This is a genomic window from Arthrobacter sp. 2RAF6, from assembly GCF_052115205.1.
GTDB lineage: Bacteria > Actinomycetota > Actinomycetes > Actinomycetales > Micrococcaceae > Arthrobacter.
In genome coordinates, this window is sequence record NZ_JBFRGF010000003.1 from 135,602 (window position 1) to 159,350 (window position 23,749).

Here is a 23,749-nt window from a genome sequence, read left to right on the forward strand (position 1 = left end):
GGTGATTGCCTCTCGACGCCTGCGGAGTTAGCTGTCGGATTCGGATGAGGTCATCCGGCCGTGGCCACGGGAAATCGTGGCGGTACGGCTTCACCCCTAGGGCTGGCTCAACATGAGCGCTTGCCCGGAGACCTGGGTCCCCCGTCTCTGCCTGGACTGTTGGGCACCGGGGAGGGGCAGAGCTCGGCGCCTACCCGGCGGTGGCCGGAATGATCCAGCGCACCTATTCGACGGTACAGGAGGATTCAGCTCAAGTCACATTTAGGTAACGGAGATCACGACGCCGGTGCGTCGACTTGCGCGCGCCGCGCACCGGCGTCGCGCCCTCCTGGGTGGCCCTTCAGGCCGTGGCGGTCCTGAGCGCCGGAAGCCGCACCGCAAATTCCGTCCGGCCGGGCCGCGACGCCACTTCGACGGTTCCACCATGCGCCTGGACAATGGATTCCACAATCGACAAGCCGAGCCCGGACGTGCCTTCGGAACCCGATCGGGCGGCGTCGGCACGGGCAAAGCGGGAGAAGATCCTGCCCTGGAATTCAGGCGGGATGCCCGGCCCGTTGTCGGTCACTGTCACCACGGCGCTGCCGTCGGCGGAACGCACGACGCCCGTGACCACGGTGGTTCCCGCCTCCGTGTGCTTGCGGGCATTGGAGAGCAGATTCGCCAAAACCTGGTGGAGTTGAGTGGTGTCGCCGCGGACCGTGAGGGGCTCATCCGGGAGCTTGAGCTGCCAGATGTGCTCCGGGGCCATGACTTTCTCGTCGCTGACGGTCTCGATCACCAGCTGCGTGAGGTCCACATCGGTGAACTCCGGGGCCTTCCCTTCGTCCAGCCGGGCCAACAGAAGGAGGTCCTCCACGAGGGTGGTCATGCGTTCCGACTGGCTCTGCACCCGGCCCAGTGACTTGCGCCCGTCCTCGGTGAACGTCTCCGTCATGCGCAAGAGCTCGGTATAGCCGCGGATGGCGGTCAGCGGAGTGCGTAGTTCGTGGGACGCGTCGGCCACGAACTGACGCACCTTTGTTTCGCTTTGCTGGCGTGCCTCGAGGGCGCTGGAAACATTGTCCAGCATCAGGTTCAAAGCATGGCCGACGCTTCCCACTTCCGTGCTCGGATGGGCCGCCGACGCCGGAACGCGCACCGCGAGTGCCACCTCACCGGCGTCGAGCGGAAGTTTCGATACCTTCGTGGCGACGTCGGAGAGTTGCTCCAGGGGGCGCATGGTGCGGCGGATGAGCACGGTTCCGGCCAGCCCGATCAGGACCAGCCCGCCCAAGGATACGAGCACCATGGTCCAGACGAGCGAGGCCTCGGTGTCCTCCTTCGAGGCGAGTGGCAGCCCCGTGATGACAACATCGCCGTAAGGGGTTTCGGCGGCCACGAGCCGGTAGCCGCCATTGGACAGGGTGCGATCAACCGGGCGGCCATCGGAGGGGAGCGCCGACAGGATTTGAGCGTCGCTGGGCGACAACGGCGCACGGGTCGCATCGGAGGACAAGAATCCAGCATCGCTGCTCACCTGACCGGCAAGAATGCGCGCATTCAGCGTGCCGATGCTCTGACCCCGGGGATCCAGGGGGTCCGGACGGCCGCCAGGATTGCCTTGCGGCGGGCGGCCATGGGAGGCCTGCGCCAGCTGCTGGTCCAGCTGCTTCGTGAGGAACACATCCATGGAGGCGTAGCTGACTATCCCGACGGCACCGCAGATGGCCACGAGGAGAGCCATGGAGAGAAGGATCAAGCGCGTGCGCAAGTGCCAGGTGGAAGGATTGAACCAGCTGTGGTCGGTCTGGCGGGGGATACCCGAGAGTGCGGACATTCGGAGCCCCGGCTATTCGGCAGGCTTGATGACGTAGCCTGCTCCACGCACCGTGTGGATCATGGGCGGGTGGTTGGCCTCGATCTTCTTGCGCAGGTATGAGATGTAGAGCTCCACGATGTTGGCTTGCCCGCCGAAATCGTAGTCCCACACGCGGTCCAGGATCTGGGCCTTGCTGACCACACGCTTGGGATTTTCCATGAGGTAGCGCAGGAGCTCGAACTGGGTTGCCGTGAGCGGGATGTCTTCGCCGCCGCGGGTAACTTCACGGGTGTCCACGTTCAGGGTCAAGTCACCTACAACCAGTTCGGCCGTGTCCATCGCGGCCACTCCTGAGCGCTGGACCAGCCGGTGCAGGCGCAGCAGGACTTCCTCCATGCTGAAGGGCTTGGTGACATAATCGTCGCCGCCGGCGGCCAAGCCGACGATGCGGTCCTGCACGTCATCCTTCGCGGTGAGGAAGAGCGCAGGCACCTCAGGCGCAAAGGCGCGGATCCTGCCCAGCAGCTCAACGCCGTCGAACCCCGGAAGCATCACATCGAGCACCAGGACATCGGGTCGGAAGTCCTTGGCGAGCTTTACCGCGGCGGGACCGTCGCCGGCCACAGCTACCGACCAGCCCGCCATGCGTAGGCCCATGCTCATGAGCTCGGCGAGGCTGGGTTCGTCGTCCACCACAAGGGCACGGATGGGGGAACCGTCCGGGTGGCTGAGCTGCGGAAGGTTGTTGGTCATGGAGTGCGAGGATGCCATGGGACAACTCTCCAATCTGCCGGTTTGCCAGTGCTTTGCCGTTGCTGTGAGCACCCTGTGAGTCCCAGCCTAGCCACCTGTCCAGAGGTTGTGCCGGTTCGGGGAGGAGAATCCGACACAACACCGCGGGAGGTCACAGGCAAGCCTGCCGTTCGACACAGCCAATGCACAGCAAAGCGGCTGACGCTGTTTGGGACAAGCACAACCACGACCAAACAGTCTCGATTTCGATGGAGAACACCATGGATCAGCAAAACAACCCCTCCGCACCTGGTTCCGAGCCGGAGAATGGGCACCCGCAGCCGGTGATCCGCCCACTTGATGATTCCGGGCAGCCTGCCGCCGGGTGGGGTGCTCCGCAACCTCCGGTGAACCAGCAGCCTGCCGCCGGGTGGGGTGCTCCGCAACCTCCGGTGAACCAGCAGCCTGCCGCCGGGTGGGGCGCTCCGCAACAATACAACTCCGGACAACCGCGCCCTTCGTTTTTCAAGAATTGGAGCTTGAAGAAGGGGCTCATTGTCGGCGGCGTCGCGGTCGTGGTCGCTGCCGCGGCAGGAGCCGGTGCATATGCCGCCGGAAACGGGACTGCGGCGGCTGACACCAGCAGCGCGCAGGGGCCGGGTGCCGGGCAGAACGGCCAGGGCGGATTCGGCGGCCCAGGCGGCGCGAACGTAGGTCCGGGTGGCCTCGGGGTGGGGATGGGCGGCCTGAACGCCGCGATCCACTCGGAATATGTGGTCCTCCAAAACGGCAGCTACGTCACTATGGCGGGCCAGCTGGGTACGGTCACTGACATCTCGGCGAGCTCCATGACGGTCAAGAGCGAAGACGGATTCACCCGCACCTATGCACTTGGAACGGACGTCGTAGTAGCGGAAGGCGTCCGGCAACGCGGAAGCGGAACCACTGGCACCACCTTGACCCTCGCCGATGTGAAATCCGGATCCAGCGTGAGGGTCACTGCGCTCAAGGATTCCGACAAGTACACGGCCCAGTCCATCCAGATCGTCACTGCGACCACATCAAGTACCCAAGGAACCGGCACCACCAACTAGCGATGGGTGCTGCTTGCCTCCGTCGTGACCTTCTTTGCCGCGCTTTGGCCTCATAATGACGCGACTCGCCGCGCCGTAAGCGCTTTCCGAATGCAAAGAAAGGTCACGACGGCGCGTCCGCGGTTGCGCTGCAACGAGGCCCTAGCAGACGATTTGGCAAAAAATTTCCATGAGACGCAGACTCAGGATTGGACAAGGGTTGTTTCATATCTCGAGATTCAAAGGCAAGCGCGTGACGTGACCTCAGATTCAGAAAACGATCTCTCTATCAAATTTTATTCGAATATTGCGCTCGTGACAGCCAATGTGACGAACGAGAATGGGTCACATTTGGACATGTCTGAATTGTGATGTGCGGCACAATAGTCCGATTCGTCTCAAAATGTGGACGGTTCGGTCCTTTGTTACTTGCAAGTTCCCTTTGTTACGTTGCACACTTCAAATGTGAACAAGAACTCAACAGCATCTGCAGCCGCAGCGATCGAGCCCAGCGCACCCGCTGGTTCTTCGATGAGCTGTTGTCGAATGCATGCCTAACTTAAGACCCCAAGAAGTTTCAGGCATTCGCCCCCTGCCCAGCGTCGGGCGCCCCTCCCCATCTCATTGCGGGGACCAGACCAGCATTCGAAGCCGCGATGACGGCTATTCACTTTGAGGTAAGCAATCCATGTCAGTTGCATCCGGATACGTCCACATCTCCGTCCGTAACGCCAATAAGGCCGCGTCGAACGCCGGCCTGCGTCCCGGCTTCGGCAACCGCCCGGCCTACGCCCAGCCCGCACCGCAGGGTGGCAGCCAGGCACCCGGTTACGTCCCCCAGGGCTACAACCCCAACTCCTACGGCCAGCTCCGCGCAGTTCCCGCCAACGAGGCCTCGCCGATGACCGCACCCACGCCTGTTCTGGCTCCAGCGGACCGCTCCATCCGTCCCGTTGCCAACGACAATGTGGCCCGCGGGTTCGTGCTCTACATGGGCATCGACGAAGACACCGCTGCGGCCGCCGGAACGTCCATCGCCAAGCTTGCCCAGGAAATCCGGGCCTACGCGCAGTCCCTCGTTTCCGGCGCCGAGAGCTATGCCGCCGTCGCGGTAGCCCCGGCCAGCGCGCCCGGTTCCGCGCTCGACGTCGTCCGCTCGACTTTCGGTGACCCCACCGTTGGCAACCGCCAGCGTTCCGAGGCGCTCCGCCCGCAGCCTGCACAGGAAGCCCGCCCGTCCGGTGTCTTGATCGACCTCGCCCGGCGTGAGGTGCACCTCGACGGCGAATCCCTGAACCTCACGTTCAAGGAATTCGAGCTTCTCAACTACCTCGTCGAGAACGGCACCCGAACCGTGGGCCGCGACGAACTCCTTGAGGGCCTGTGGCGCAACGCCGAAGAGGTCCCCAACGAGCGCACCATCGACGTCCACATCCGGCGCCTCCGCTCCAAGCTCGGCCGCCTGGCGAACACTGTCCGAACCGTACGCGGCCAGGGCTACCGCTTCTACGAGCACCCCGAGGTCATCGTCTGGGCCGCTCCGGAATACTCGATCTAGCCTCAGCCGCTCAAGGCGCCCGCTCCCTGCAAAGGTGGCGGGCGCTTTCGCTTTCCTGGCCACCCAACTGGCTCGCATTTGTTGTCGTTTACAGGCGTCAAAACGACAACAAATGCGAGCTAGTTGGGATAGTAGGGTGGGGGGATGAGCGAGCATCACATCAAGCGGCTGGTGATCATGCGGCATGCGAAGTCGGACTGGCCCCTTGGGGTGCCGGATCATGAACGACCCCTTGCCGAGCGTGGCCACCGGGAGGCGCCCCTCGCCGGGAAGTGGCTCCTCAAGCACCACGTGATTCCGGACTTTATCCTGTGTTCGTCCGCGCTGCGGACCCGGCAGACCTGCACGTGGGTGTGCAGCGAGCTGGGGGACAAGGCCCCGACGCCGAAACTCGAGGACGGCCTGTACGCCGCCTCCGCGCAGCGGATGTTGACCGTCATCAACCACGTGCCGGAAACCGTCACGACACTCATGATCTTCTCGCACATGCCCGGAGTGCAGGACCTCGCGATGCACTTGGCTTCCCGTGACTCCGACCATGACGCCTACATGGATGCCGCAACCCGGTACCCCACCAGCGCCATGACCGTGATGGAACTGGAGAAGCCGTGGGCTGAACTCGATGGGCAGGATGCTCGCCTGACCCACTTCGCAGTTCCTCGCCCAAAGAAGTAACACCCTTCGCGCGAACTGGCAGCTAATGCCCCTTTTTGCGCCGCCAGAGGGCATCTGCTGCCAGTTCGCGCGGCGAGCGCCGCTAGCCCGCCTCGAGGCCCGCGGCCACATCCTGCAGCAATCGCACCACGTGGCGGATGCTGGGGCTTGCCGTCATGGTCTTCCGGTACACGATTCCCACTTGGCGTTGCTGCATCGGGTTGACCACGGGCACCGCCACCACTCCAGCGGGCAGTTCGGGCCTGCCGAGCCGCGGCACGAGCGCCACCGCAACACCCTGCTGGACCATGGCGATATGCGTGGAGAAGTCGGGGTCGTAGATGCGGATGTCCGGCACGCGCCCCAGGCCTGCGAGGATCGCCAGCAACGCCTCGTTGCAGATGGCACCGGCCGGCGTGCTGATCCATCGTTCGTCCACCAGGTCTGAAGGCTCGACGGCGGTCCGGCCGGCCAGCGGGTGCGCTGAGTTCAGCAGGACGTCGGCGGTGTCCAGGCAGAGGTCCTCGTGGACCATGTTCTCCGGAATCACCAAGGGCACTGAGTGCCAGTTGTGCACGACGCCGAGATCGGCTTCGCCGGTTGCGACCCTTTGGACGGCCTCGCGCGGGTCCTCGGCCACCACCCGGATTTCAAGCCCGGAGCCGTTAAGTCCGGAGCCCGTCGCGGCCGAAGAGTCGGGGGCAACAGCCTGGGCCGCGCCCAGTTTCCCCAACATCGGACCGACCAGGCCGCGGCAGGCCGTCGAAAACCCGACGAGCCGAAGCACTCCGCTCGGCTTCGCAGGGTCGGCGAGCAGGGTGGCCTGTAGCTCCTCCAGTTCGCCCAGGATCCGGCGTCCGTACTCGGCCAATGCCATGCCGCGGTCGGTTAGCAATACGCCGCGGCCGTGGCGCTCCAGGACGGTCACACCACTTTGCTTCTCGAGCTTCTTGATCTGCTGGGAGACTGCCGACGGGCTGAAGCCCATGGCCTCTGAGGCCGCCACCACGGAGCCTTGCTGTTCCACTGCTACGAGGGCCCGTAGCGCCGCAATCTCAATCATGAAGCAAACGTACATGATTCGATGCAGAATTCAACGCTGGTGCTTCATCCGCTTGGCTGTCAGAGTTGAATCGTGAATATCCGACACTCAGCACTCGCCGTCCTTGTCGCCGTCCTTTGGGGCCTGAATTTCGTTGCGATCGACTTTGGCCTCCACCCCGCAAGCGGGAATGGCAGTAATGGGAGCGGTGGCGCGGCGGACGTGCCGCCGCTGCTGTTCGTGGCGATCCGCTTCGTGCTGGTGGTGTTCCCTTGCATCTTCTTCGTCCGCAAACCGGACGTCAGCTGGAAGGCGATCATCGGCGTCGGGCTGTTCATGAGCGCCGGGCAGTTCGGCCTCCTCTACCTGGGTATGGCCCTCGGGATGCCGGCCGGGCTCGCGTCACTGGTGCTGCAGGCGCAAGTGCTCCTGACGGTGCTGTTGGCGGCCCGGTTCCTGGGCGAGCGGCCCAGCAAGCGCCAGCTGACGGGGGTGGTGCTCGGCGTCGCCGGACTGGCCCTCGTAGCGGTGGGTCGAAGTTTGGTGGCCCCCGTGGTGCCGCTCATGATCGTGCTCGCAGCCGCGTTGTCCTGGGCCGCGGGAAACATCATCGCACGCAAGGCCAAAGCGGCCTCGGGACTGGGGCTGGTGGTCTGGTCCGGAGCCGTGGTCCCGTTGCCCCTCGCGGCCTTGTCGTTGATCGTGGACGGCCCGGCCGCCGTCGTCGGGACCCTCACCAACCTTCAACCGGCGACCGTCCTGAGCGCCCTGTACACCGCAGTGTTCGCGTCGCTGGTGGGCTATGGCATCTGGAACCGGCTGCTTAGCCTCTACCCGAGCTCGGCCGTGGTGCCGTTCACGTTGTTGGTCCCGGTGGTAGGAATGACTGCGGCGTGGCTCCTCATTTCAGAGGTCCCGACGACGGCGGAACTGGCCGGCGGCTTCCTCCTGCTGGGCGGCGTGGCGACTGCAGTGCTGCAGCGGCGCGCGAAGCCCGGGGATGCGGCTGCGCCCGAAGTACGTCAGCGCTTGGGAGCGGGCTTGCGCTGAACCGGTGATCCCGACGTCGGGCGCTTGACGGGGGCTGCCCGGCTGCGGGGCGCCGGGCGCTTCACAGCCCCCGACGCCGGACGGGCAGCCTGCCGCTGGGCGGGCCTGGCGGGTGCCGGGGAAAGCCGCGAAGCAGGCCGGGGCGCCGGCCGCCGGGCAGCCTGTCGGGCCGCCGCCGTCGCGCGGTTCCTGCGGGATGGCCATACCGCTCCCACGAACAAGACCAGGAGGGAACTGCAGCCGGAAAGCGCGGCGAGGTAGAAGTAGATGTCGGAATCCTTGGTGCTCACCGCGCTGCCCAGGGCATTCTCGTCCTGGTTGAAGGCGAGGCCCCACATGCGCAGGAACGCGATTCCGAACGCGATGAACAGGATCGTCGAGATGGCTCCGAGAACCAGCATGAAGTACCTTCGACGGGTGAAAACCTCGGCGACGCACGCCAAGTAGCCAATCGCCAAGACCCCGAGGAAGGTGTACATCACCGTTTCCTCAAGGGTGATGGCGAGGAGCACCAGCAAACCAACGGACACAACAGCAGAGATGATCGCAAGCTTTCCGCTGTTCCCCATGTGACGCATGGGATTAATCATCCCTGACCGGCAGCATCGCCACGCCTCAAGACGCGGCAGTTGCCATACCGTTACCGCAGCACGTAGCCGCGCATGATGGTCATGATGGCCGCTATGCCCTGCTCGCGGGTGCGCTCGGGGTTGTACGTCTGCCGGTCAAGGCCCACCACGAAGATAGCTCCGAACATCGCCGCCTCGAGGCTGCCCCGGGCAATGCCGGTATCCACGGCGTACGTGGAGGCGACCTTTTCGATGGCCGCGCCAATCACGGACAACAACTCGCTGCGGAGTTCGACGAAGAGCTTTCCCCATTCGCTGGGTGTCCGCCAGTTCTCGCTGATCCAGAGCCGTGCGAAGGACGGGTAGTCGTCCATGAAGTCCATGGCTTGACCGAGCATGGCTTCCATGGCCTCGAGCGGATCGGCGTGCAGGCCTTCGATGGTCTGGAGCCGGCCGAGCATGATGTCGACGCCGTGGCGCAGCAACTGGGCGATCAGATCGGACTTGCTGCCGAAGTTGTAGTAGACCGTTCCCTTGGACACTCCGGCTGCGGCCGCGATCTCGTCCACCGTGACGCCTGCCGCGCCGCGCTCGCCGATCAGCTCCATCGAAGCGTCGAAGAGGCGCTGCTTGGTCGCGTTGGTGCGGGCCGGGCGGAGCTTCTTCTCAGGAGTTTCCGGACCCGGGGCGTCCGGTCCCGGGAGCTCCGGCTCTTGCATGCTCATACCGCGATCTCCGGCTTCAGGGTCTTGAGGGTCCAGAACTTGTGCTTACGGACGGCCAGCGTGGAAAGCGCGGCTCCCAGCACAGTGTAGCCAAGCAGGCCCAGGACAATCGGCCAGATCATGGACAAGTCGCCGCCGTAGATCAGGTGCCGCATGCCGGTCACCACGTAGCCCATCGGCATGATCTCGTGCACCACATGCAGCGGCATGGGGGTGGTTTGCCACGGGAACGTTCCGCCGGAAGACACCAACTGCAGGACCAGCAGGATCAGCACCACGAACTTTCCGGGAGTCCCCAGCAAAGCCACGATGCCCTGGATGAGGGCGGTGAACGCCATGACAGCAGCCAGCATAAACAACCACATCCATACCGGGTGGGCCGCATTGAGGCCCAGCCCCAGGTCCACCACGAGGGTGAGGATGCTGGCCTGCAGCACGGACACCACGAAGAACGGCAGCCAGCCGCCGACGGCGATTTTCCACGACGGAGCGTTCGAGGCCAAGGCCCGCTGCGTGATGGGACGCATGGCCTGGACCAGCATGAATACGCCGATCCAGAGGGACAGCGTCAAGAAGAACGGGGCCAAGCCGGCGCCGTAGGACCCCGCCTTGGCCTGCGAAACGTTGTTGACCGCGACCGGATCAGCGATCACCTTGGACACCTCGCTCTTTTGGGCGTCGTCCGGATTTGGGACCTTGCCTGCGCCCTTCGCCAACTCGCTCGCCAAAGTGCGGGATCCGTCCGCGGCCGTCGCGGCACCGCTGGCAAGCTGCGCCGCGCCGTCGTCGAGCTTTGCGGCCCCGTCCGCGAGGACCGACGTGCCGTTGACGGCAGACTGTTCACCCGCCGCCAGCGTCGCGGCGCCGGAGCTGAGCTGGTCCGCGCCCGCCGAGGCCTGGCCGATAGCTCCCGTCAGCGCCGGCGTGGAGCCCGCAAGTTTAGCGGCGCCCGCACTGACCGCGGCCGATCCGTTGGAAAGCTGCTGGATCTGGGCGGCATCCGCCGAGATCTTGGCCTTGGCATCTGTCGCAGCGGTGGACGCAGCGGCGGTATCGAAGTCCGCCAGGATCTTGTTCGCCTGGTCCTGCGTGATGACACCACTCGCCACGAGTTTCTGGGTGCTGCCTGCGACGCGGTCCCGCGCCCCGGCGTCGAACGCTGAAAGCTGCCCGACGACGTCCTGGACTTTTGCGCTCAGCTGCGCGTTTCCGGCGGCTACTTGAGCGGCGCCGTCGGCGAGCTTTTGTGAGTCGGCCGGGAGGGACGCGGTCTTGTTCTTCAGTTCGGTGAGCCCCGCGCTGAGCTGCCCGGCGCCGTCGTTCAGCTGATTGGCGCCGTCACGCAGTTTGTTTTGCCCTGCCAGTAGCTCGGACGCGCCGCTGCTGAGCTTGCTGGTGCCGTCGTGGAGGGTGGCTGCTCCGTCACTGAGCTTACCGACGCCGTCGGCGAGTTGGGAGGCGCCGTCGGAGGCCTTGACGATGGAGGCGTGGATGGTGCCGAAGCCCGTGAGGAGCTGGTTGGCGGTCTCCTCGCCCACCTCCTTGGCCACGGTGGAGTGCACCGCGGTGGTGAGTTTGTCGACGATGGTGCTGAGGAGGTAGTTGTTCGCGTCGTTGGTGGTGACGTTGAGCATCGCCTGGTTGGCGGCGTCGAAGCTTCCTGGCGAGACCAGGTTGGCCGAAAAGTCCTTCGGAATCTTCAGGGCGAAGGCGTACTTACCGGATTCAACGCCCGCGTCGGCCTCGGCCGTGGTGGTCACCCGCTGCCAGTTGAAGACGTGGCTCTCCACGAGGCTGTCGGCAACCTTCTGGCCCGCCTGCAGTTCGGGGCCGTTGGCCGGCTGGGCTCCCGCGTCCTCTACCACCAGGGCGGCGTCGATCTGGTTGAGGTTGCCGTAAGGGTCCCAGTTCGCGTAAAGGTACACGGCTCCGTAGAGCAGGGGAACCATGGTCAGGGCGAGGATGGTCAGCTTAGGCAGGAGCCCGCCGGTCATGCGCTTGAGTTCGGAGCGGGCCAGCCGCAGAACAGTCACTTTGCGGTCCTTTGCAGGGTTTCGGGTACTTCTTCGGGATCTTCTTGCGCGTTTTCGAGGGGTTCGATGGCCGGTTCGGCGGGTGCCGTATGCATGATCGAGTTGCCGATCACCGCGGCCGGGCCGTCCCAGTTGTCCGGGAGGGCAGAGACGACCGCCACGACGGCGAGCGGCCGCCCGGGGTCGTACGCCAACTGCTCAAGCCTCGGAAGCCAGTCCGCAGGGTTCGCGCTGTGCCGGTCCGGGGAATCGAGCACCAGGAGGTCGAGGGCAGGGTCAGCGAGGGCCAGGGCGGTCAGTAGCTCGAGCCGGCGGTCTGCAGGGAGCTGCTCAATCCACAGCCCGGCGATGTCCTCGAAGCGGTTGACCTTGAGCCACGGCTTGCTGAGGAGGGCGCCACGGTAGCGGCGGGGGATGAGGGAGAGGTCTTCGGTGACGAGGTCGCGGACGCTCAAGTGCTGCTCCGGGCCGTTGACGCCGGGAGCATCGATCAGGGCGCTCGCGGCCCGGACTTTCTTGGTCTTTGCCGAGTTGTCCCAGCTCAGGAGGCCTTTGCTGGGCTTCATCCGGCCGCTCAGCGCGAGAGCCAGTGCCGTGCGCTGGTCCTGACCGTCGCCGCTGACCAGGAGGAGTTCCCCGCGCCCGGCTTCGAGGGAAGTGGGAGGCAGGAGATCGTCCCGGCGGCCGTCGATCTGGAGTTGCTGTGCAGACAGCACAATTGGACCTTTCGCAGAACCAGTAGTCTGCTCCCAATTGTAACCGAACTGACCAGTCAGTTCAAATAGACGCCTTGGCCCCCGAGAAAGCTAGCCGCTGGGATGACTTGCGCGGCGTATTGGCATGAACGTGCGGGGCGGTTCTGCCGCGGCCAGGAAATTGGTTATCAGCCCGGCGACGGCTTCCGGCTGTTCCAGTGGAAGCCCGTGCGATGCTCCCGGGACGACCGCCAGTTGGCCTTGGGGGAGGGCTTCGTACAACGAGAGGGTGTGGGGCAAGGTGACCACGTCGTCGTCGCCGACGATGACGAGCACCGGCTGGGTGATTTGCGCGATGTCGGTGGTGGTGAGTGTCGGCTCCGTAGTGAACATCGCGACACTCTTACCAAAGACGACATCCAGGTGTTCGGGCCCGTCTGGAGACCGCTCGATGTAGGCCTTGCCGAGTTCCTGCGCAATGGGCGATTGGGGGTCCAAGTCGAAGGGCGCCGTGCCGTTGTAGTGGTAATTGGTACCAATAACTACAAGTTTTTGCACGAGTTCAGGCCGCCGGAGCGCGACAAGGAGGGCAACGATCCCGCCGTCACTCCACCCGACCAGGTGGGCAGGGCCGCCAACGACGTCCTCGAGCACCCGGACCGTCTCGGTGGCCATGTCCGCGTAGTGGAAATCGGCGTCCGTGTCCGCGGTGTAGCCATGGCCGCGGCGGTCGAACGCGACCACGCGGAATCCCTCCGATAAGCCTGGTCCAATGCTCCTGAGCAAATCGTCACTGTTGCTCAAGCCGCCGTGCAGCAGCAGGAGTGGTTCGCCGGGACCGCCCAGGTCTTCCACCCAGGTTGGGTGTCCGTCAATGTCGAGGTTCTTGGCCATGCGGCCATTGTCCTCCCGCGTCCTCGACGCCACAACGGATCGTTGACACGCACCCGCTGGTCGACACCACAACCGCTGGGGGTTACAGCCCGTACTTCTCCAGCAGGCGCAGCCACACCTCGCTGATAGTCGGGAACGACGGCACCGCGTGCCACAGCCGGTCCAACGGGACTTCGCCCACAATCGCGATGGTTGCGCCATGCAAAAGCTCGGCCACTCCGGGCCCGGCGAACGTCGCGCCCACCAGCACCTTACGATCCTCGTCCACCACCAGTTGTGCCCAGCCTTGGTAATTTTCCGAATGCAGCTGGGATCCGGACACGTTGATGGGCAGTTCCACCGAGCTTGCGTTGAGGCCCTTTTGCAGGGCCTGCTTGAGGCTCGGGCCTACGGATGCCACTTCCGGATCCGTGAAGACCACGCTGGGGATCGCATGTTCGTCGGCCGTTTTTGCGAAGGCACTCCAGGGCTTCGGGGTGCCGTGGAGGGTTCCCTTGGCCCGGGCCACGATGGCATCGCCGGTTGCCCGAGCCTCGTACTTGCCTTGATGCGTGAGGAGGGCAGCGCCCGCTGCATCGCCAGCCGCGTATAGCCACAACCCGCTGGTGCCGTCGCTGGCGGCGCCCTCAACCAAGCCGCTCGAGTCCGTGGTGAGGCGGAAAGCCTTGCCGTCTTCGGCGTCGAGCCCCACGTTCTCAAGCCCCAAGTTGTCCAGGTTCGGCCGCCGGCCCGTCGCCACGAGCAACTCGTCACTGTTCAAGACCGTCCCGTCGCCGAGGGTGATGCTGAAGGCGTGGTCCGGGTCGTGTTCGACGCGCGTGGTGTCCGTCCCAAGCCGGAGATCGACGCCGTCGGCCCGCAGTCCTGCAGCAACCAGATTGGCGGCCTCCTCGGGAAAAGTACTGAGCAGCCTGCCTCGGGCAACTATTGTGACGGTGGAGCCCAGGCGGGCGAACGCCTGGGCAAGTTCGACGCCGGCAACCCCGCCGCCCAGCACTATGAACCGTTCGGGGATTTGCCGTGCAGACGTGGCGCCTCGGGTTGTCCAGTACGGGACGTTGCGCAAGCCGTCGATTTTCGGGACGAGCGGTGTGGATCCGGTGGCCACCACCACGGCGTGATGGGCTTTGAGCGAGTAGCTGTTGCCGTCCTTGCCATCCACTTGGACTTCGCGGGGGCCCGTGATGCGCGCCCGGCCCCGGATGAGTTCGATGCCGGTGTCCACGAGCCACTGAACCGCGCCGTCGTCCTGCCATTTGTTGGTGAAGTAGTCGCGGTACTTCAGGACCGGCGCGGGATTCAGGACCTTCGTGACGGAGTCCGATGCTCCAGGCACTGATTGCGCGGTGTGCAAGGCGGTTCCAGGCCGAAGGAGCGCTTTGGACGGTATGCAGGCCCAATAGGAGCATTCCCCTCCGACGAGCTCAGCCTCGACAATGGCCGCGGTAAGCCCGCCCCGGACCACTCGATCTGCAACGTTTTCACCCACCGCCCCGGCGCCGATCACGATGACATCGAATTCCCGGATATTCTCCTCAGCCATGGGAGAAGCCTACGCCCGGAGGCAGGCCGGGATCAGGTTTTCTAGCGGCAGTCAGGCGTCCATTGCGCCCTTGAACCAGCCCGTGATGGTCGCCGGATGGGTGATGGCGGTACCGACGACGACCGCGAACGCCCCGACGTCGAGGGCCTGGCGGGCCTGCGCGGGGGTGTGGATCCTGCCCTCGGCGATGAGCGGCATGCCTAGTCCGGCGCCGGCGATCTCCGCGAGAAGCTCAAGATCGGGGCCGCCTGTCTTGGAACGCTCCCCGGTGTATCCGGCCAGCGTGGTACCGATCAAGTCGGCACCGGCTTCGACGGCGGCCACCGCATCAGCGTAGGAACCGCAGTCAGCCATGACCAAGGCATGCGATTCGGCGTGGATTCCATTAACGGTTTGCTTGAGGGTCAATCCATCCGGACGCGGGCGTCGCGTGCCGTCGATGGCCACGACGTGTGCGCCGGCATTCACGACGGCGAGGGCGTGCCGGAGCGTGGGGGTGATGAACACACCGTCGTGGCCGTCCTTCCAGAGCCCGATCACCGGAACCTCAACAGCCGCACGGGTGAACTGGACGTCCGCGAGGCCCTGGACCCGGACTGCCGCGGCACCACCGATAACCGCCGACGCCGCCACCTGGCCGGTCGTCCGGGGATCGCGCATGGGCTCGCCCGGGTAGGCCTGGCAGGAGACGATCAACTGCGAGCGGAGGGCTTCGAGACCATCGAGGGTCAGGATCATGGAGTGTCTCCTTGCGAGGGTTATCGGGTGTTCGAGTGTTCGAGTGTCAGTTCAGGACGAGTCTGGCCGCGCCCACAATCGCGGCGGTATTGCCGAGCGCCGCGGGAAGCACGGGAATGTCAGCAAGCGGGGCCATCAGCTCTTTGCGCAGGGCGCGTTCCATGGGTTTCCACCAGAAATCTCCCGCATCCGCCAAGCCCCCGGAAACCACTACCGTCTCCGGGTCGAGGATGTTGACGAGCCCGCCGATCGCCTGCCCGGCGGCACCCGCGCCCGCGCCGATGGCTTTGATGGCGGCAGCACTGTCAGCGGAGCCGGAACCTTCGCGGTCGTGAGCCAAGGCAAATACGGCACGGGTATCCGGGACCTCGGGGGAGCCCCCGAAGCGGACGAAGGATTCATGGATGGCCGGTCCGGAAGCAATCGCCTCGACGTGGCCCGAACCCCCGCACACGCAGGGGAGAGCAGCGCCCTCGTAATAGGCGTACGGCGAAGCAAAGTGCCCCACATGCCCACCCACATAGTGGTGGCCCAAAACAGGAGAGCCGTCCAGCACAAAACTGCCGCCCACACCCGTCCCGAAAGCCATCATGAGCGAACTCGAAGACCCTGCGGCCGCCCCACGCCACGCCTCACCCACAGCATGCGCATGTACGTCGTTGACCGCACTGACCGACCCTCGGGGCAAGCCAAGGAGTTGCGCTAAACCGGCCGTCAACCTGGTCCCGGCCCACCCCAGGATCGCATCAGTCGCCGAAACCACTTCACCACTCACGGCATCGATGACCCCGGCTGAACCCACGCCAACACGCCCGACGTCGATTCCCTCAGCCGCCGCCCGCCGCATGAGCCGCCCCACGAGCGCCGCAGTAGCCCTCAAAATGGCGTCGCCCCCACCCCGGTTCAGCGTAGGAATCTGCTCCGAAAACAACACCTCCCCATCGGCCCCCACAACCCCGGCAGCAGTCTTCGTCCCACCAAGATCCACCCCGACCACGTACATCATGTTTGTCCTCCGGATCTCTTGCTGCGGTTGCTGGGTTCATCGTTGTTGGGTCACGTCTGTGCTGCGGTTCGCTTATGGTCGGGTTAGTTGTGGTTGCGGCGGCGCCAAACCGCGGCCTTGCCGGCGCTTAGCGTTCAGCCCCTCCCCAAGCCTCGCAAGCTCGGCTCGGGCCCCTGGGGCTTCTCTTCCTCCCGACGTCGTCTTCCGGTCGCTGGGCGACCTTCAGACGACTCTGGTCGGCGATGCGCGTCTACGCAAGACCCCGGCCCGGCACCTCAGGCGATCGACTCACCTGACGATGTCGTCCGCCAATCGCCCGCCGCGCCGGCTCCAGTGGCGCGGTGCGGATCCCGGCCCGTCCGCGAAGGTTCGGCAATCGCCCGAGTGGCGGAGGGACGGTTTTGTGTAGTCCCGCATCGCCGACCAAAGCATTGCGGAAGTCGCTCAGCGACTGTAGCAGTGCGTCGGGAGGTGTCTAAGGGACGGCAAAACTGGTCCGCCGGCACGACCCGACCACGGAAACCCACGAATGGTGACGCCCGCCATCCGTCCGAGTGACGGCGACCCGCTCAGGCGCGGAGAACAGCGCCGCCCCCTAGACCAGGCCGTTGCGCTCGAGGATCGTTCGGATTGCGGAGGTTTCTTCGGCGTTGAGGGAGAGCATGGGGGCGCTCATGGTGTTGGATTCGATGATGCCCATGATTTGGAGGGCGGTCTTGAAGGCGCCTAGTCCTGCTGCGCCGCCGGAGACCCGGCCGTTGGGGGTGTAGACGATGTTGAAGAGGTCGGCCAGGCGGTCCTGTTCGGCGGCGGCTGCGGTCCAGTCTCCGTCTTGGGTGGCGTCGAACAGGCGGCGGTAACCGGCGGGGTCGACGTTGCCGAGGCCGGGGACAACGCCTTGGGCGCCGGCGAGGAGGGCGCCGTCCACGACTATTTCGTGGCCCGTGAAGATGTCGAAGTCGGGGATGTCCTTGGCTGCGAGGACGAGTTGGCGGAAGGAGACGTCGTCGCCCGAGGAGTCCTTGACGCCCGCGATGACGCCGTCGCGGCCGAGACGGACCAGGAGGTCGGTGGGCAGCTTGAAGTGGGTGCGGACGGGGACATCGTAGGCGAAGATCGGCTTGTCCACGGCAGCGTGGATGCTGCGGAAGTGGGTCTCGGTCTCCTGCGCGTTGCCGATGGCGTAGTACATGGAGGTGACCACGATTGCGTCGGCGCCGAGGTCAACAACCTTGAGTGCTTCTTCGATGACGCGGTTGGTGGTTTGTTCGTTGGCGCCCACGATCAGGGGCACCGCACCGGCGTTCGCGTCGGCGATCGTGGAGACGACGAGTTCGCGCTCTTCGTTGGTCATGTAGGGGACCTCGCCCGAGGAGCCCAACACGAAGAGGCCGGACACGCCGCCGTCGAGCAGGTGCTTGGTGACGTTCTTCAGGGACGCGGTGTCAACGCGGCCGTCAGGGTGGCGGGGGGTGATGACCGGGGGAATGACGCCCTGGAACTGAGTAGACACAGAAATCTCCGTTGTTTGGATCTGGATGGGAAAAACTTAGGTGTGGAGCAGGCTGGGCGCGGCGCCGAGCAGCTTCTTGGTGTAGTCGTTGCTTGGGTTGTCGAAGACCTGGGCGGCCGGGCCTTCCTCGACGATCTGCCCGAAGTACATGACGCAGATGCGGTCGGAGACGTAGCGGACGGTCTGGATGTCGTGCGAAATGAACACCATGCCGAGGTTCAGCCGGGTTTTCAGGTCGGACAGCAGGTTCAGGACTTGGGCGCGGACGGACACGTCGAGGGCCGACGTCGGCTCGTCGGCCACGATGATGTCCGGCTCCAGGGCGAGGGCACGGGCGATCGCCACGCGCTGGCGCTGGCCGCCGGAAACCTGCGACGGCGTGACCTCGGCCGCCGATTGCGGCAAGCCGACGAGGGCCAACAGTTCCTTGACCTTGTCCGACCGGGACGCGGCGTTGCCGATGCCGTGCACCTGCAGGGGATCGGTGAGGATGTCCTGGATGGTCATGCGCGGATTGAGGGCTGTGGCCGGATCCTGGAAAACCACGGATACGGCGCGTCCGAATTCCTTGCGCATCCGGGCGTTGCGTTTGATGGCCGGCTTGCCATGGAAGAGCACCTGGCCCGACGTCGGGGCCTGGAGTCCCACGAGCACTGAAGCGAGCGTGGACTTGCCGCAGCCGGACTCGCCGACGATCCCGACAGTCTCGCCTCGGCTGATGCTGAAGTCCACGCCGTTGACTGCCTTGACGATGTTGGGCCGGAAGAGACCGCCGGTGCGGGCCCGGTGGTGTACCTTGACGTCTTTGAGCTCGATGACCGGCTTGGCTGGGATGTCCTGGTGGGAAGTACTCACTTTGCGTCCTCCTTCAGGTGGCTGGCCCAGTAGTGATCGCGGTCTGCTCCGCCGCCGGCGGGTTCAACAACGGCGAGGACCAATTGCTGGTTCGGGTCGGCGTCGGGCCTCAACGAACGTGCCGCAAAGCGGTCGCCGGGAGCGAAGTCGCGCGGCGACGGGACGGTGCCGGGGATCTGGTGGAGGCGGACGGCGTCGGCCTCGATCGAAAGGACTGCGCCCAACAAACCGCGCGTGTATTCGTGCCGCGGGTTCTGCAGGAGCTCCGAAGCCTGTGCGGATTCGACCACCTGGCCGGCGTACATGACCGTGATGCGGTGCGCCAGGGAGGCAACCAGGGCGAGGTCGTGGCTGACGAAGACCATGGCGAAGCCGAGCTGTTCGCGCAGTTCGTTGAGCAGCTCCACTACTTGCTTCTGGACTGTGACGTCGAGGGCGGTGGTCGGTTCGTCTGCCACCACGATCTTCGGCGAGCGGGAGAGCGCCATGGCGATCAATACGCGTTGGCGCTGGCCGCCCGAGAGCTCGTGCGGGTAGCTGGCGAGCGTGCGGACGGGATCGAGCTTTACCATTTCCAGCAACTCGGCGGGGGACTTGCGGCCGCCGCGCCTGGTCAGCTGGGTCATTTGCTCCTTGATCTTCATGGACGGGTTGAGCGAGCTCAGCGCATCCTGGTAGACCATGGCGATCTGTTCGCCGCGCAGGCCGTGGTAGGCCTTGGCGTTGCTTTGCTTCGAACCGGAATCAAGGAGTTCCTTGCCGTCGAAGGTGATGGAACCGGTGATCTCGGCGGTCTTTGGCAAGAGGCCCATGATCGCGAGGGACGTGATGGACTTGCCGCAACCGGATTCGCCCACCAGGCCCATGGTTTCCCCTTCGCGGACAGTGAAGGAGACGTTGTCCACGATCGCGGTTTCGCCGAAGCGGCCGGGGAAGCGGATGGACAGGTTCTTGACCTCCAGCACGTTCCTGGCGTCGGCGGGGACCTGGGGGAGCCGGTCCGTGCGCTTCGCCTCGACCGACGCGAGGAGTTCGAGTTCCTTGTCGAGGAGCGCGTGCGGATTCGCTATTGCGAGCCTCGGATCGTTCAGGACATGAGTAGCGTTCAGGACCGACGCCGCGTAGTCCTCTTCGGAGAGCGGATCGCCGTTGGCGGCCCGCACGCCGTCGAGCTCGTGCTGTTCCACGACGGATGGCTGGGCCACCGACGTCGCGATCTCAGTATCGATGGCGGCACCGGCCACCGCCGCGCCCGCAAAAGCAGCGGCAGCACCGTCGTCGTCCTTCACCACCGGGGCCTTGCGCAGCTTCGGGTTCACCATGGCATCGGTGAGGCCCTCGGCGAGGATGTTCAGCGCAAGCACGGTGAGCAAGATGGTGAGGCCGGCGAAGGTGGTTGCCCACCAGCCTCCGGAGAGGACCAGATTGCGGCCGTATGAGATCACGTTGCCCCACGACGGCGCAGGATCCTGGACGCCGGCGCCGAGGAAGGACAGCGAAGCTTCGAGGATGATGGCGTCGGCCACCATGACCGTGGCGAAGACCAGCACCGGGGCGGCGGTGTTGCGGACAATGTGCTTGAGCAGGATGTAGGGGCGGTTTGCACCCATCACCCGTTCGGCGCGGACGTAGTCTTCGCCGTATTGGGCGAGCACATTGGCGCGGACCACGCGGGCGAGCTGCGGGGTGTAGATGATGGCGATGGCGACGATGATGGTGGGTACCGAGTTGCCGAACGCCGCCAACAGCACGGCTGCGAGGGCGATCCCCGGAAATGCCATGAGGATGTCCATGAGTCGCATGATGATCTCGTTGACGGCCTTGCTGGACGTCGCGGCGAGCGAGCCAAGCACCGCACCGACGACGATCGCGAGGGCCACCGCGCCGAGGCCGATCATGAGCGAGGACTGTGAGCCGTAGAGGAGCCGTGAGAAGACGTCGCGGCCGAGGCGGTCGGTGCCGAAGAAGTGGTCGCCGTCCGGAGCCTGCGCAGGAATGAACGTTTCCAGGGGATCGTGGGGCGCGATGAGCGGAGCGAAGATCGCCGCCAGGACGATGACCACGAGGAACAACAGGGCAAAACGCGATCCCCAGGGGAGGGACTTGAAGCGGACGCCCGGGGCGCTGAGCCGTTCAGCAAGTTTGCTGCGCATGGCTATACCGTCCTGATTCGGGGGTTGATGAGCAGATACAAGAGGTCCACCACGATGTTCACCAGAACGAAGGTGACCGAGATGGTGAGGACCACGCCCTGGACCAGGTTGACGTCTAGGTTGGTGATGCCGTTGAGGATCAGCTGGCCCATGCCGGGAAGGGCGAAGATCATTTCAATCACGACGGCGCCGCCCAGGAGGTAGCCGATCCTGAGTCCCAGCACGGTCACCGGAGTCACGAGCGCGTTGCGCAGGACGTTCCGGGAAACCACCTCGGGGTAGGGGACCCCGTTGCCGATGGCTGTCCGGACGTAGTCGCGGTCCAGTTCCTCCACCATGGACGTGCGGACCACGCGGATAAGTGAAGCGGAGACCGGAATGCCGAGAGCGAGGGCCGGGAGCGCCATCGAGTTGAGCCAGCCGCCGAAGCCGGACTCCGGCGTCGCGATTCCACCCGAGGGAAACAGCGGGTTGTCACCGAGCGCGAACCACTGGATGAGCAGGATGCCGAGCCAGAAGGACGGGGTGGCGATGGCCGCGATGGAGAAGATCCGGATCAGCTGGTCCTGCCACTTGTCGCGGTAAAGGGCGCCGATGATGCCGAAAACCAGGGACAGTACGACGGCGATGATCACGCCAAGGAACGTCAGCTGGAGGGTCAGCGGGAAGGCGGAGGCGATCATGCTTGCCACCGACTTGGACGGCGGGGTGGTCACGCCAAGATCGAGCTGCAGGAGCCTGCCCAGGAAGCGGAAGTATTGGACGAACAGGGGATCGTTCAGGCCGTTGTCCTGGCGGTACTGCTGTTTGGCGGCTTCGCTGGCGCCTTCGCCGAGGGCCGTGCTGGCCTGGTCGCCTGGTGCTGCTTGTAGGACGAGGAAGACCAGCAGCGTGATGCCCAGGATCATCAAGGGCAATGCCGCGAGCCTGCGTCCAAGCAGACGCAATATCATGACCAATTTGTTCTCCGGTTGCTTTGGTGCGGCCGCTGCGTGGCGGTCTCGCGGGGTAGTGCTTCTGAGGGTGCGCCTCGCCCAACTGACTCGCAGTAAGTGTCGTTTTGAGCCGTCTAAACGACAACAAATGCGAGTCAGTTGGGTTGGGTGTGGCTAGGCTGTGCGGCCGACGCCGATGAAGGACAGTCCCGTGGTGGGCAGCGGCTTGAACCCTGAGAGTCTCTTTTCGTCCCATGCGCTGGGGAGCTGGCGGTGGAAGAGCGGGTACAGCGGGACTTCATCGGAGACGAGGTCCACGATTTGGCCGGTGATCTTCTTCGCATCGGCGGCCGCGGCCTGCGAGCCCTTGTCCATCAGACCCTGGAGGGTGGCGCTTTCCGGAGTGGTCCAATAGGCGCGCTTGGCCATCCAGGTGGCGCCCGAGTAGAACCAGCTCAAGAGCAGGTCTGCGTCGTTGCCGAAGACGGAGGGGTCGCCCGGGGCCGCCACTACCGAGAAGTCGGCCTTGCCAACCCTGTCCGAGTACAAGGCGCCGGACTGGAGGTTCTTTGCGGTGACCTTGACGCCCGGGATCTTGTTCCAGGATTCAAGCATCAGCGGGGCAACGTCCTTGACCCAGGCGGTATCCGTCGTGAGCAGCTCGAATTCGAGGTTGCTGACTCCGGCCTGCTTGAGGAGGTCCGCGGCCTTCTGGGGATCGTAGGAGTAGACGTTCTTGGCCTTGACGTAGTCCGGGTGGCCCTCCTGGAAGTACGACGACGCAGCCTTGGCATTGCCGAACAAGGCCTTCTTGATGATGGCGTCCTTGTCCAGTCCGTAGTGGAGTGCCTGGCGGACCAGCTTGTTGTCGAACGGGGCCTTGGCGCAGTTGAACATCAGGAACAGCATGCCGAAGGACTGCACGGATTCAACCCGGGTCTTGGACTTGAGCCCGTCCATGTCCAGGTAGGGGACGTCTTCGATCGCCTGGACGCGGCCCGACTGGACTGCCGTGACACGCGCTGCCGCGTCTGAGAGCAGCAGCCAGGTCATGCCTTTGGCGAGTGCCGGCTTGGGGCCGTTGTAGTCGGCGAATGCTTCGAAGACGATCTTGTCGTCCTTGACTGCCGAGATCAGCTTGTAGGGGCCGGAGCCGACGGGCTTGGCATCGAATCCCTTCTGATCGACAGAGGCCAACGCCTTCGGAACCACCTTCACCACGGAGATTCGCGGTCCGAAGCCCGGGAAGGGGTATTTCAGCGAGAACTCGACCGTCTTGGCATCGAGGGCCTTGACGTCCTTGATGAACGGAATGAACTGGGAGAACAAGGACTTGTTGGCCGGGTCCATCACACGGGTGAAGGAGTAGACAACATCGTCGGTGGTGACAGGGGCGCCGTTGTGGAACTTTGCACCGTCGCGGATGGTCACCTGGTACGTGGTGTCGTTGACCTTCTTGGGGTCGCTCGCTGCCAGCGCGTTGTAGGGCTCGCGGGTGGCAGGGTGGAGCTCCACGAGGCCTTCGAAGATGTGCAGGTTGGCGGCCTGCGGCGTGGCGCCGGAGGACGTCATCGGGTCGAAACCCGTGGACAGGGCATAGGAGATGCCTGCTTCGATGGTGAGATCCTTGTTGACAGTCGCAGTATTGTTTGCTGCGCCCGTGGTGGTGGAGGCAGGACCGCCACATGCGGACAGGGTGGCCGTGAACGCTGCCGCGGCTCCAATCGCCCCGGTCAACTTGAGGAAGTTGCGTCGGCTGGCGTCGCTGACCAGCGGCAGGTTGTTAATCGTGTTGCTCATAAGATGCCTCACCATTCAAGTTTTCTGGTTATCGGATGTAGGACATCCGATGCTCGTAAAGAAACTGTAAGGGTGGTCACATGAAGTCGTCAAGCGAGATCTGGATCACTAGTGACCCGAGGAGCGGCTGCAGTGCTGCCGGCGAGGTGCTGCCGGGGAGGTGCTGCCGATGGGCGCTGCGCCGCGGTCCACCTTGCGAGGTTCAAACTGGGGCTCGGTCAAAAATAAAGGCGAACATCTATCAAGGAGATGGGACATCCGATATTGTATGTTGCGAAGCACTATATCCACGGTGGGCGCTAGGCTCACCTCAACATTAACACTGCACTGATTCCTTGTCCCCGGTCCTGAAAGGATCCGGGCCGGGGATGGGTACTTTT

Annotated in this window: 20 protein-coding genes and 1 riboswitch; of the genes, 4 read left to right on the plus strand and 16 right to left on the minus strand. The window is 64.7% G+C overall.

Annotated features, from left to right (window positions below; all coding sequences use genetic code 11):
* Positions 1-2: 2 nt before the first annotated feature.
* A riboswitch (cyclic di-AMP (ydaO/yuaA leader) is annotated at positions 3-176 on the minus strand.
* Between the two features lie 164 nt (positions 177-340).
* Positions 341-1,819: an ATP-binding protein gene (locus AB4Z38_RS03330; protein ID WP_441428392.1), complete on the minus strand. Its 1,479-nt coding sequence runs from the start codon at positions 1,817-1,819 to the stop codon at positions 341-343.
* 12 nt (positions 1,820-1,831) lie between these two features.
* Positions 1,832-2,572 carry a response regulator transcription factor gene (locus tag AB4Z38_RS03335; protein WP_078106594.1) on the minus strand — a complete coding sequence of 247 codons (741 nt, stop codon included), beginning with the start codon at positions 2,570-2,572 and terminating at the stop codon, positions 1,832-1,834.
* 242 nt (positions 2,573-2,814) lie between these two features.
* Here AB4Z38_RS03335 and AB4Z38_RS03340 point away from each other — a divergent pair, with 242 nt between their 5' ends.
* The 3 genes from AB4Z38_RS03340 (at position 2,815) to AB4Z38_RS03350 (ending at position 5,839) form a co-directional block, all read left to right on the plus strand.
* Entirely contained in the window at positions 2,815-3,627 is an 813-nt protein-coding gene (locus tag AB4Z38_RS03340; RefSeq protein ID WP_441428393.1) for a hypothetical protein, read from the plus strand.
* A 667-nt stretch (positions 3,628-4,294) separates the two neighbouring features.
* Complete coding sequence (locus AB4Z38_RS03345; protein ID WP_284984188.1) at positions 4,295-5,164, plus strand: winged helix-turn-helix domain-containing protein; 870 nt, start codon at positions 4,295-4,297, stop codon at positions 5,162-5,164.
* Positions 5,165-5,308: 144 nt separating this feature from the next.
* Positions 5,309-5,839 carry a SixA phosphatase family protein gene (locus tag AB4Z38_RS03350; RefSeq protein ID WP_390281196.1) on the plus strand — a complete coding sequence of 177 codons (531 nt, stop codon included), beginning with the start codon at positions 5,309-5,311 and terminating at the stop codon, positions 5,837-5,839.
* A gap of 82 nt (positions 5,840-5,921) precedes the next feature.
* Here the strand turns inward: AB4Z38_RS03350 and AB4Z38_RS03355 are convergent, their stop codons facing one another.
* On the minus strand, positions 5,922-6,881 hold the full coding sequence (locus tag AB4Z38_RS03355; protein WP_441428394.1) for a LysR family transcriptional regulator: 960 nt from the start codon (positions 6,879-6,881) through the stop codon (positions 5,922-5,924).
* Between the two features lie 72 nt (positions 6,882-6,953).
* Between AB4Z38_RS03355 and AB4Z38_RS03360 the strand changes: the two genes are divergently transcribed.
* The gene (locus tag AB4Z38_RS03360) at positions 6,954-7,910 is read left to right on the plus strand and encodes an EamA family transporter (protein ID WP_441428395.1); all 957 of its coding nucleotides are present in this window, start codon (positions 6,954-6,956) and stop codon (positions 7,908-7,910) included.
* Here AB4Z38_RS03360 and AB4Z38_RS03365 read toward each other — a convergent pair.
* From AB4Z38_RS03365 to AB4Z38_RS03425, 13 genes are all read right to left on the minus strand, one after another.
* Positions 7,883-8,488, minus strand: coding sequence for a hypothetical protein (locus AB4Z38_RS03365; RefSeq protein WP_441428396.1), 606 nt, complete (start codon positions 8,486-8,488; stop codon positions 7,883-7,885). The genes AB4Z38_RS03360 and AB4Z38_RS03365 overlap by 28 nt on opposite strands.
* A gap of 62 nt (positions 8,489-8,550) precedes the next feature.
* On the minus strand, positions 8,551-9,204 hold the full coding sequence (locus AB4Z38_RS03370; protein WP_441428397.1) for a TetR/AcrR family transcriptional regulator: 654 nt from the start codon (positions 9,202-9,204) through the stop codon (positions 8,551-8,553).
* On the minus strand, positions 9,201-11,237 hold the full coding sequence (locus AB4Z38_RS03375) for a YhgE/Pip family protein (RefSeq protein ID WP_441428398.1): 2,037 nt from the start codon (positions 11,235-11,237) through the stop codon (positions 9,201-9,203). The genes AB4Z38_RS03370 and AB4Z38_RS03375 overlap by 4 nt, the downstream gene beginning before the upstream one ends.
* Positions 11,234-11,953 (minus strand): ABC transporter ATP-binding protein, encoded by a 720-nt coding sequence (locus tag AB4Z38_RS03380; protein ID WP_441428399.1) that lies wholly within the window; start codon positions 11,951-11,953, stop codon positions 11,234-11,236. The genes AB4Z38_RS03375 and AB4Z38_RS03380 overlap by 4 nt, the downstream gene beginning before the upstream one ends.
* Positions 11,954-12,043: 90 nt before the next feature.
* Positions 12,044-12,826, minus strand: a complete 783-nt coding sequence (locus tag AB4Z38_RS03385; RefSeq protein ID WP_441428400.1) for an alpha/beta fold hydrolase — start codon at positions 12,824-12,826, stop codon at positions 12,044-12,046.
* Between the two features lie 82 nt (positions 12,827-12,908).
* Positions 12,909-14,369, minus strand: coding sequence for a dihydrolipoyl dehydrogenase family protein (locus tag AB4Z38_RS03390; RefSeq protein ID WP_441428401.1), 1,461 nt, complete (start codon positions 14,367-14,369; stop codon positions 12,909-12,911).
* 51 nt (positions 14,370-14,420) lie between these two features.
* Positions 14,421-15,107: an N-acetylmannosamine-6-phosphate 2-epimerase gene (locus tag AB4Z38_RS03395; RefSeq protein WP_441428402.1), complete on the minus strand. Its 687-nt coding sequence runs from the start codon at positions 15,105-15,107 to the stop codon at positions 14,421-14,423.
* Between the two features lie 46 nt (positions 15,108-15,153).
* Positions 15,154-16,113, minus strand: a complete 960-nt coding sequence (locus AB4Z38_RS03400; RefSeq protein WP_441428403.1) for an ROK family protein — start codon at positions 16,111-16,113, stop codon at positions 15,154-15,156.
* Positions 16,114-16,708: 595 nt separating this feature from the next.
* Positions 16,709-17,626, minus strand: a complete 918-nt coding sequence (locus AB4Z38_RS03405; protein WP_441428404.1) for a dihydrodipicolinate synthase family protein — start codon at positions 17,624-17,626, stop codon at positions 16,709-16,711.
* A 36-nt stretch (positions 17,627-17,662) separates the two neighbouring features.
* A complete protein-coding gene (locus AB4Z38_RS03410; RefSeq protein ID WP_441428405.1) occupies positions 17,663-18,481 on the minus strand; it encodes an ATP-binding cassette domain-containing protein in 819 nt (272 codons plus the stop codon).
* Positions 18,478-20,634, minus strand: coding sequence for a dipeptide/oligopeptide/nickel ABC transporter permease/ATP-binding protein (locus AB4Z38_RS03415; protein ID WP_441428406.1), 2,157 nt, complete (start codon positions 20,632-20,634; stop codon positions 18,478-18,480). Before AB4Z38_RS03415 ends, AB4Z38_RS03410 begins: the two co-directional genes overlap by 4 nt.
* 2 nt (positions 20,635-20,636) lie before the next feature.
* Complete coding sequence (locus AB4Z38_RS03420) at positions 20,637-21,593, minus strand: ABC transporter permease (protein ID WP_441428407.1); 957 nt, start codon at positions 21,591-21,593, stop codon at positions 20,637-20,639.
* A 150-nt stretch (positions 21,594-21,743) separates the two neighbouring features.
* On the minus strand, positions 21,744-23,384 hold the full coding sequence (locus tag AB4Z38_RS03425) for an ABC transporter substrate-binding protein (RefSeq protein WP_441428408.1): 1,641 nt from the start codon (positions 23,382-23,384) through the stop codon (positions 21,744-21,746).
* Between the last annotated feature and the right edge of the window lie 365 nt (positions 23,385-23,749).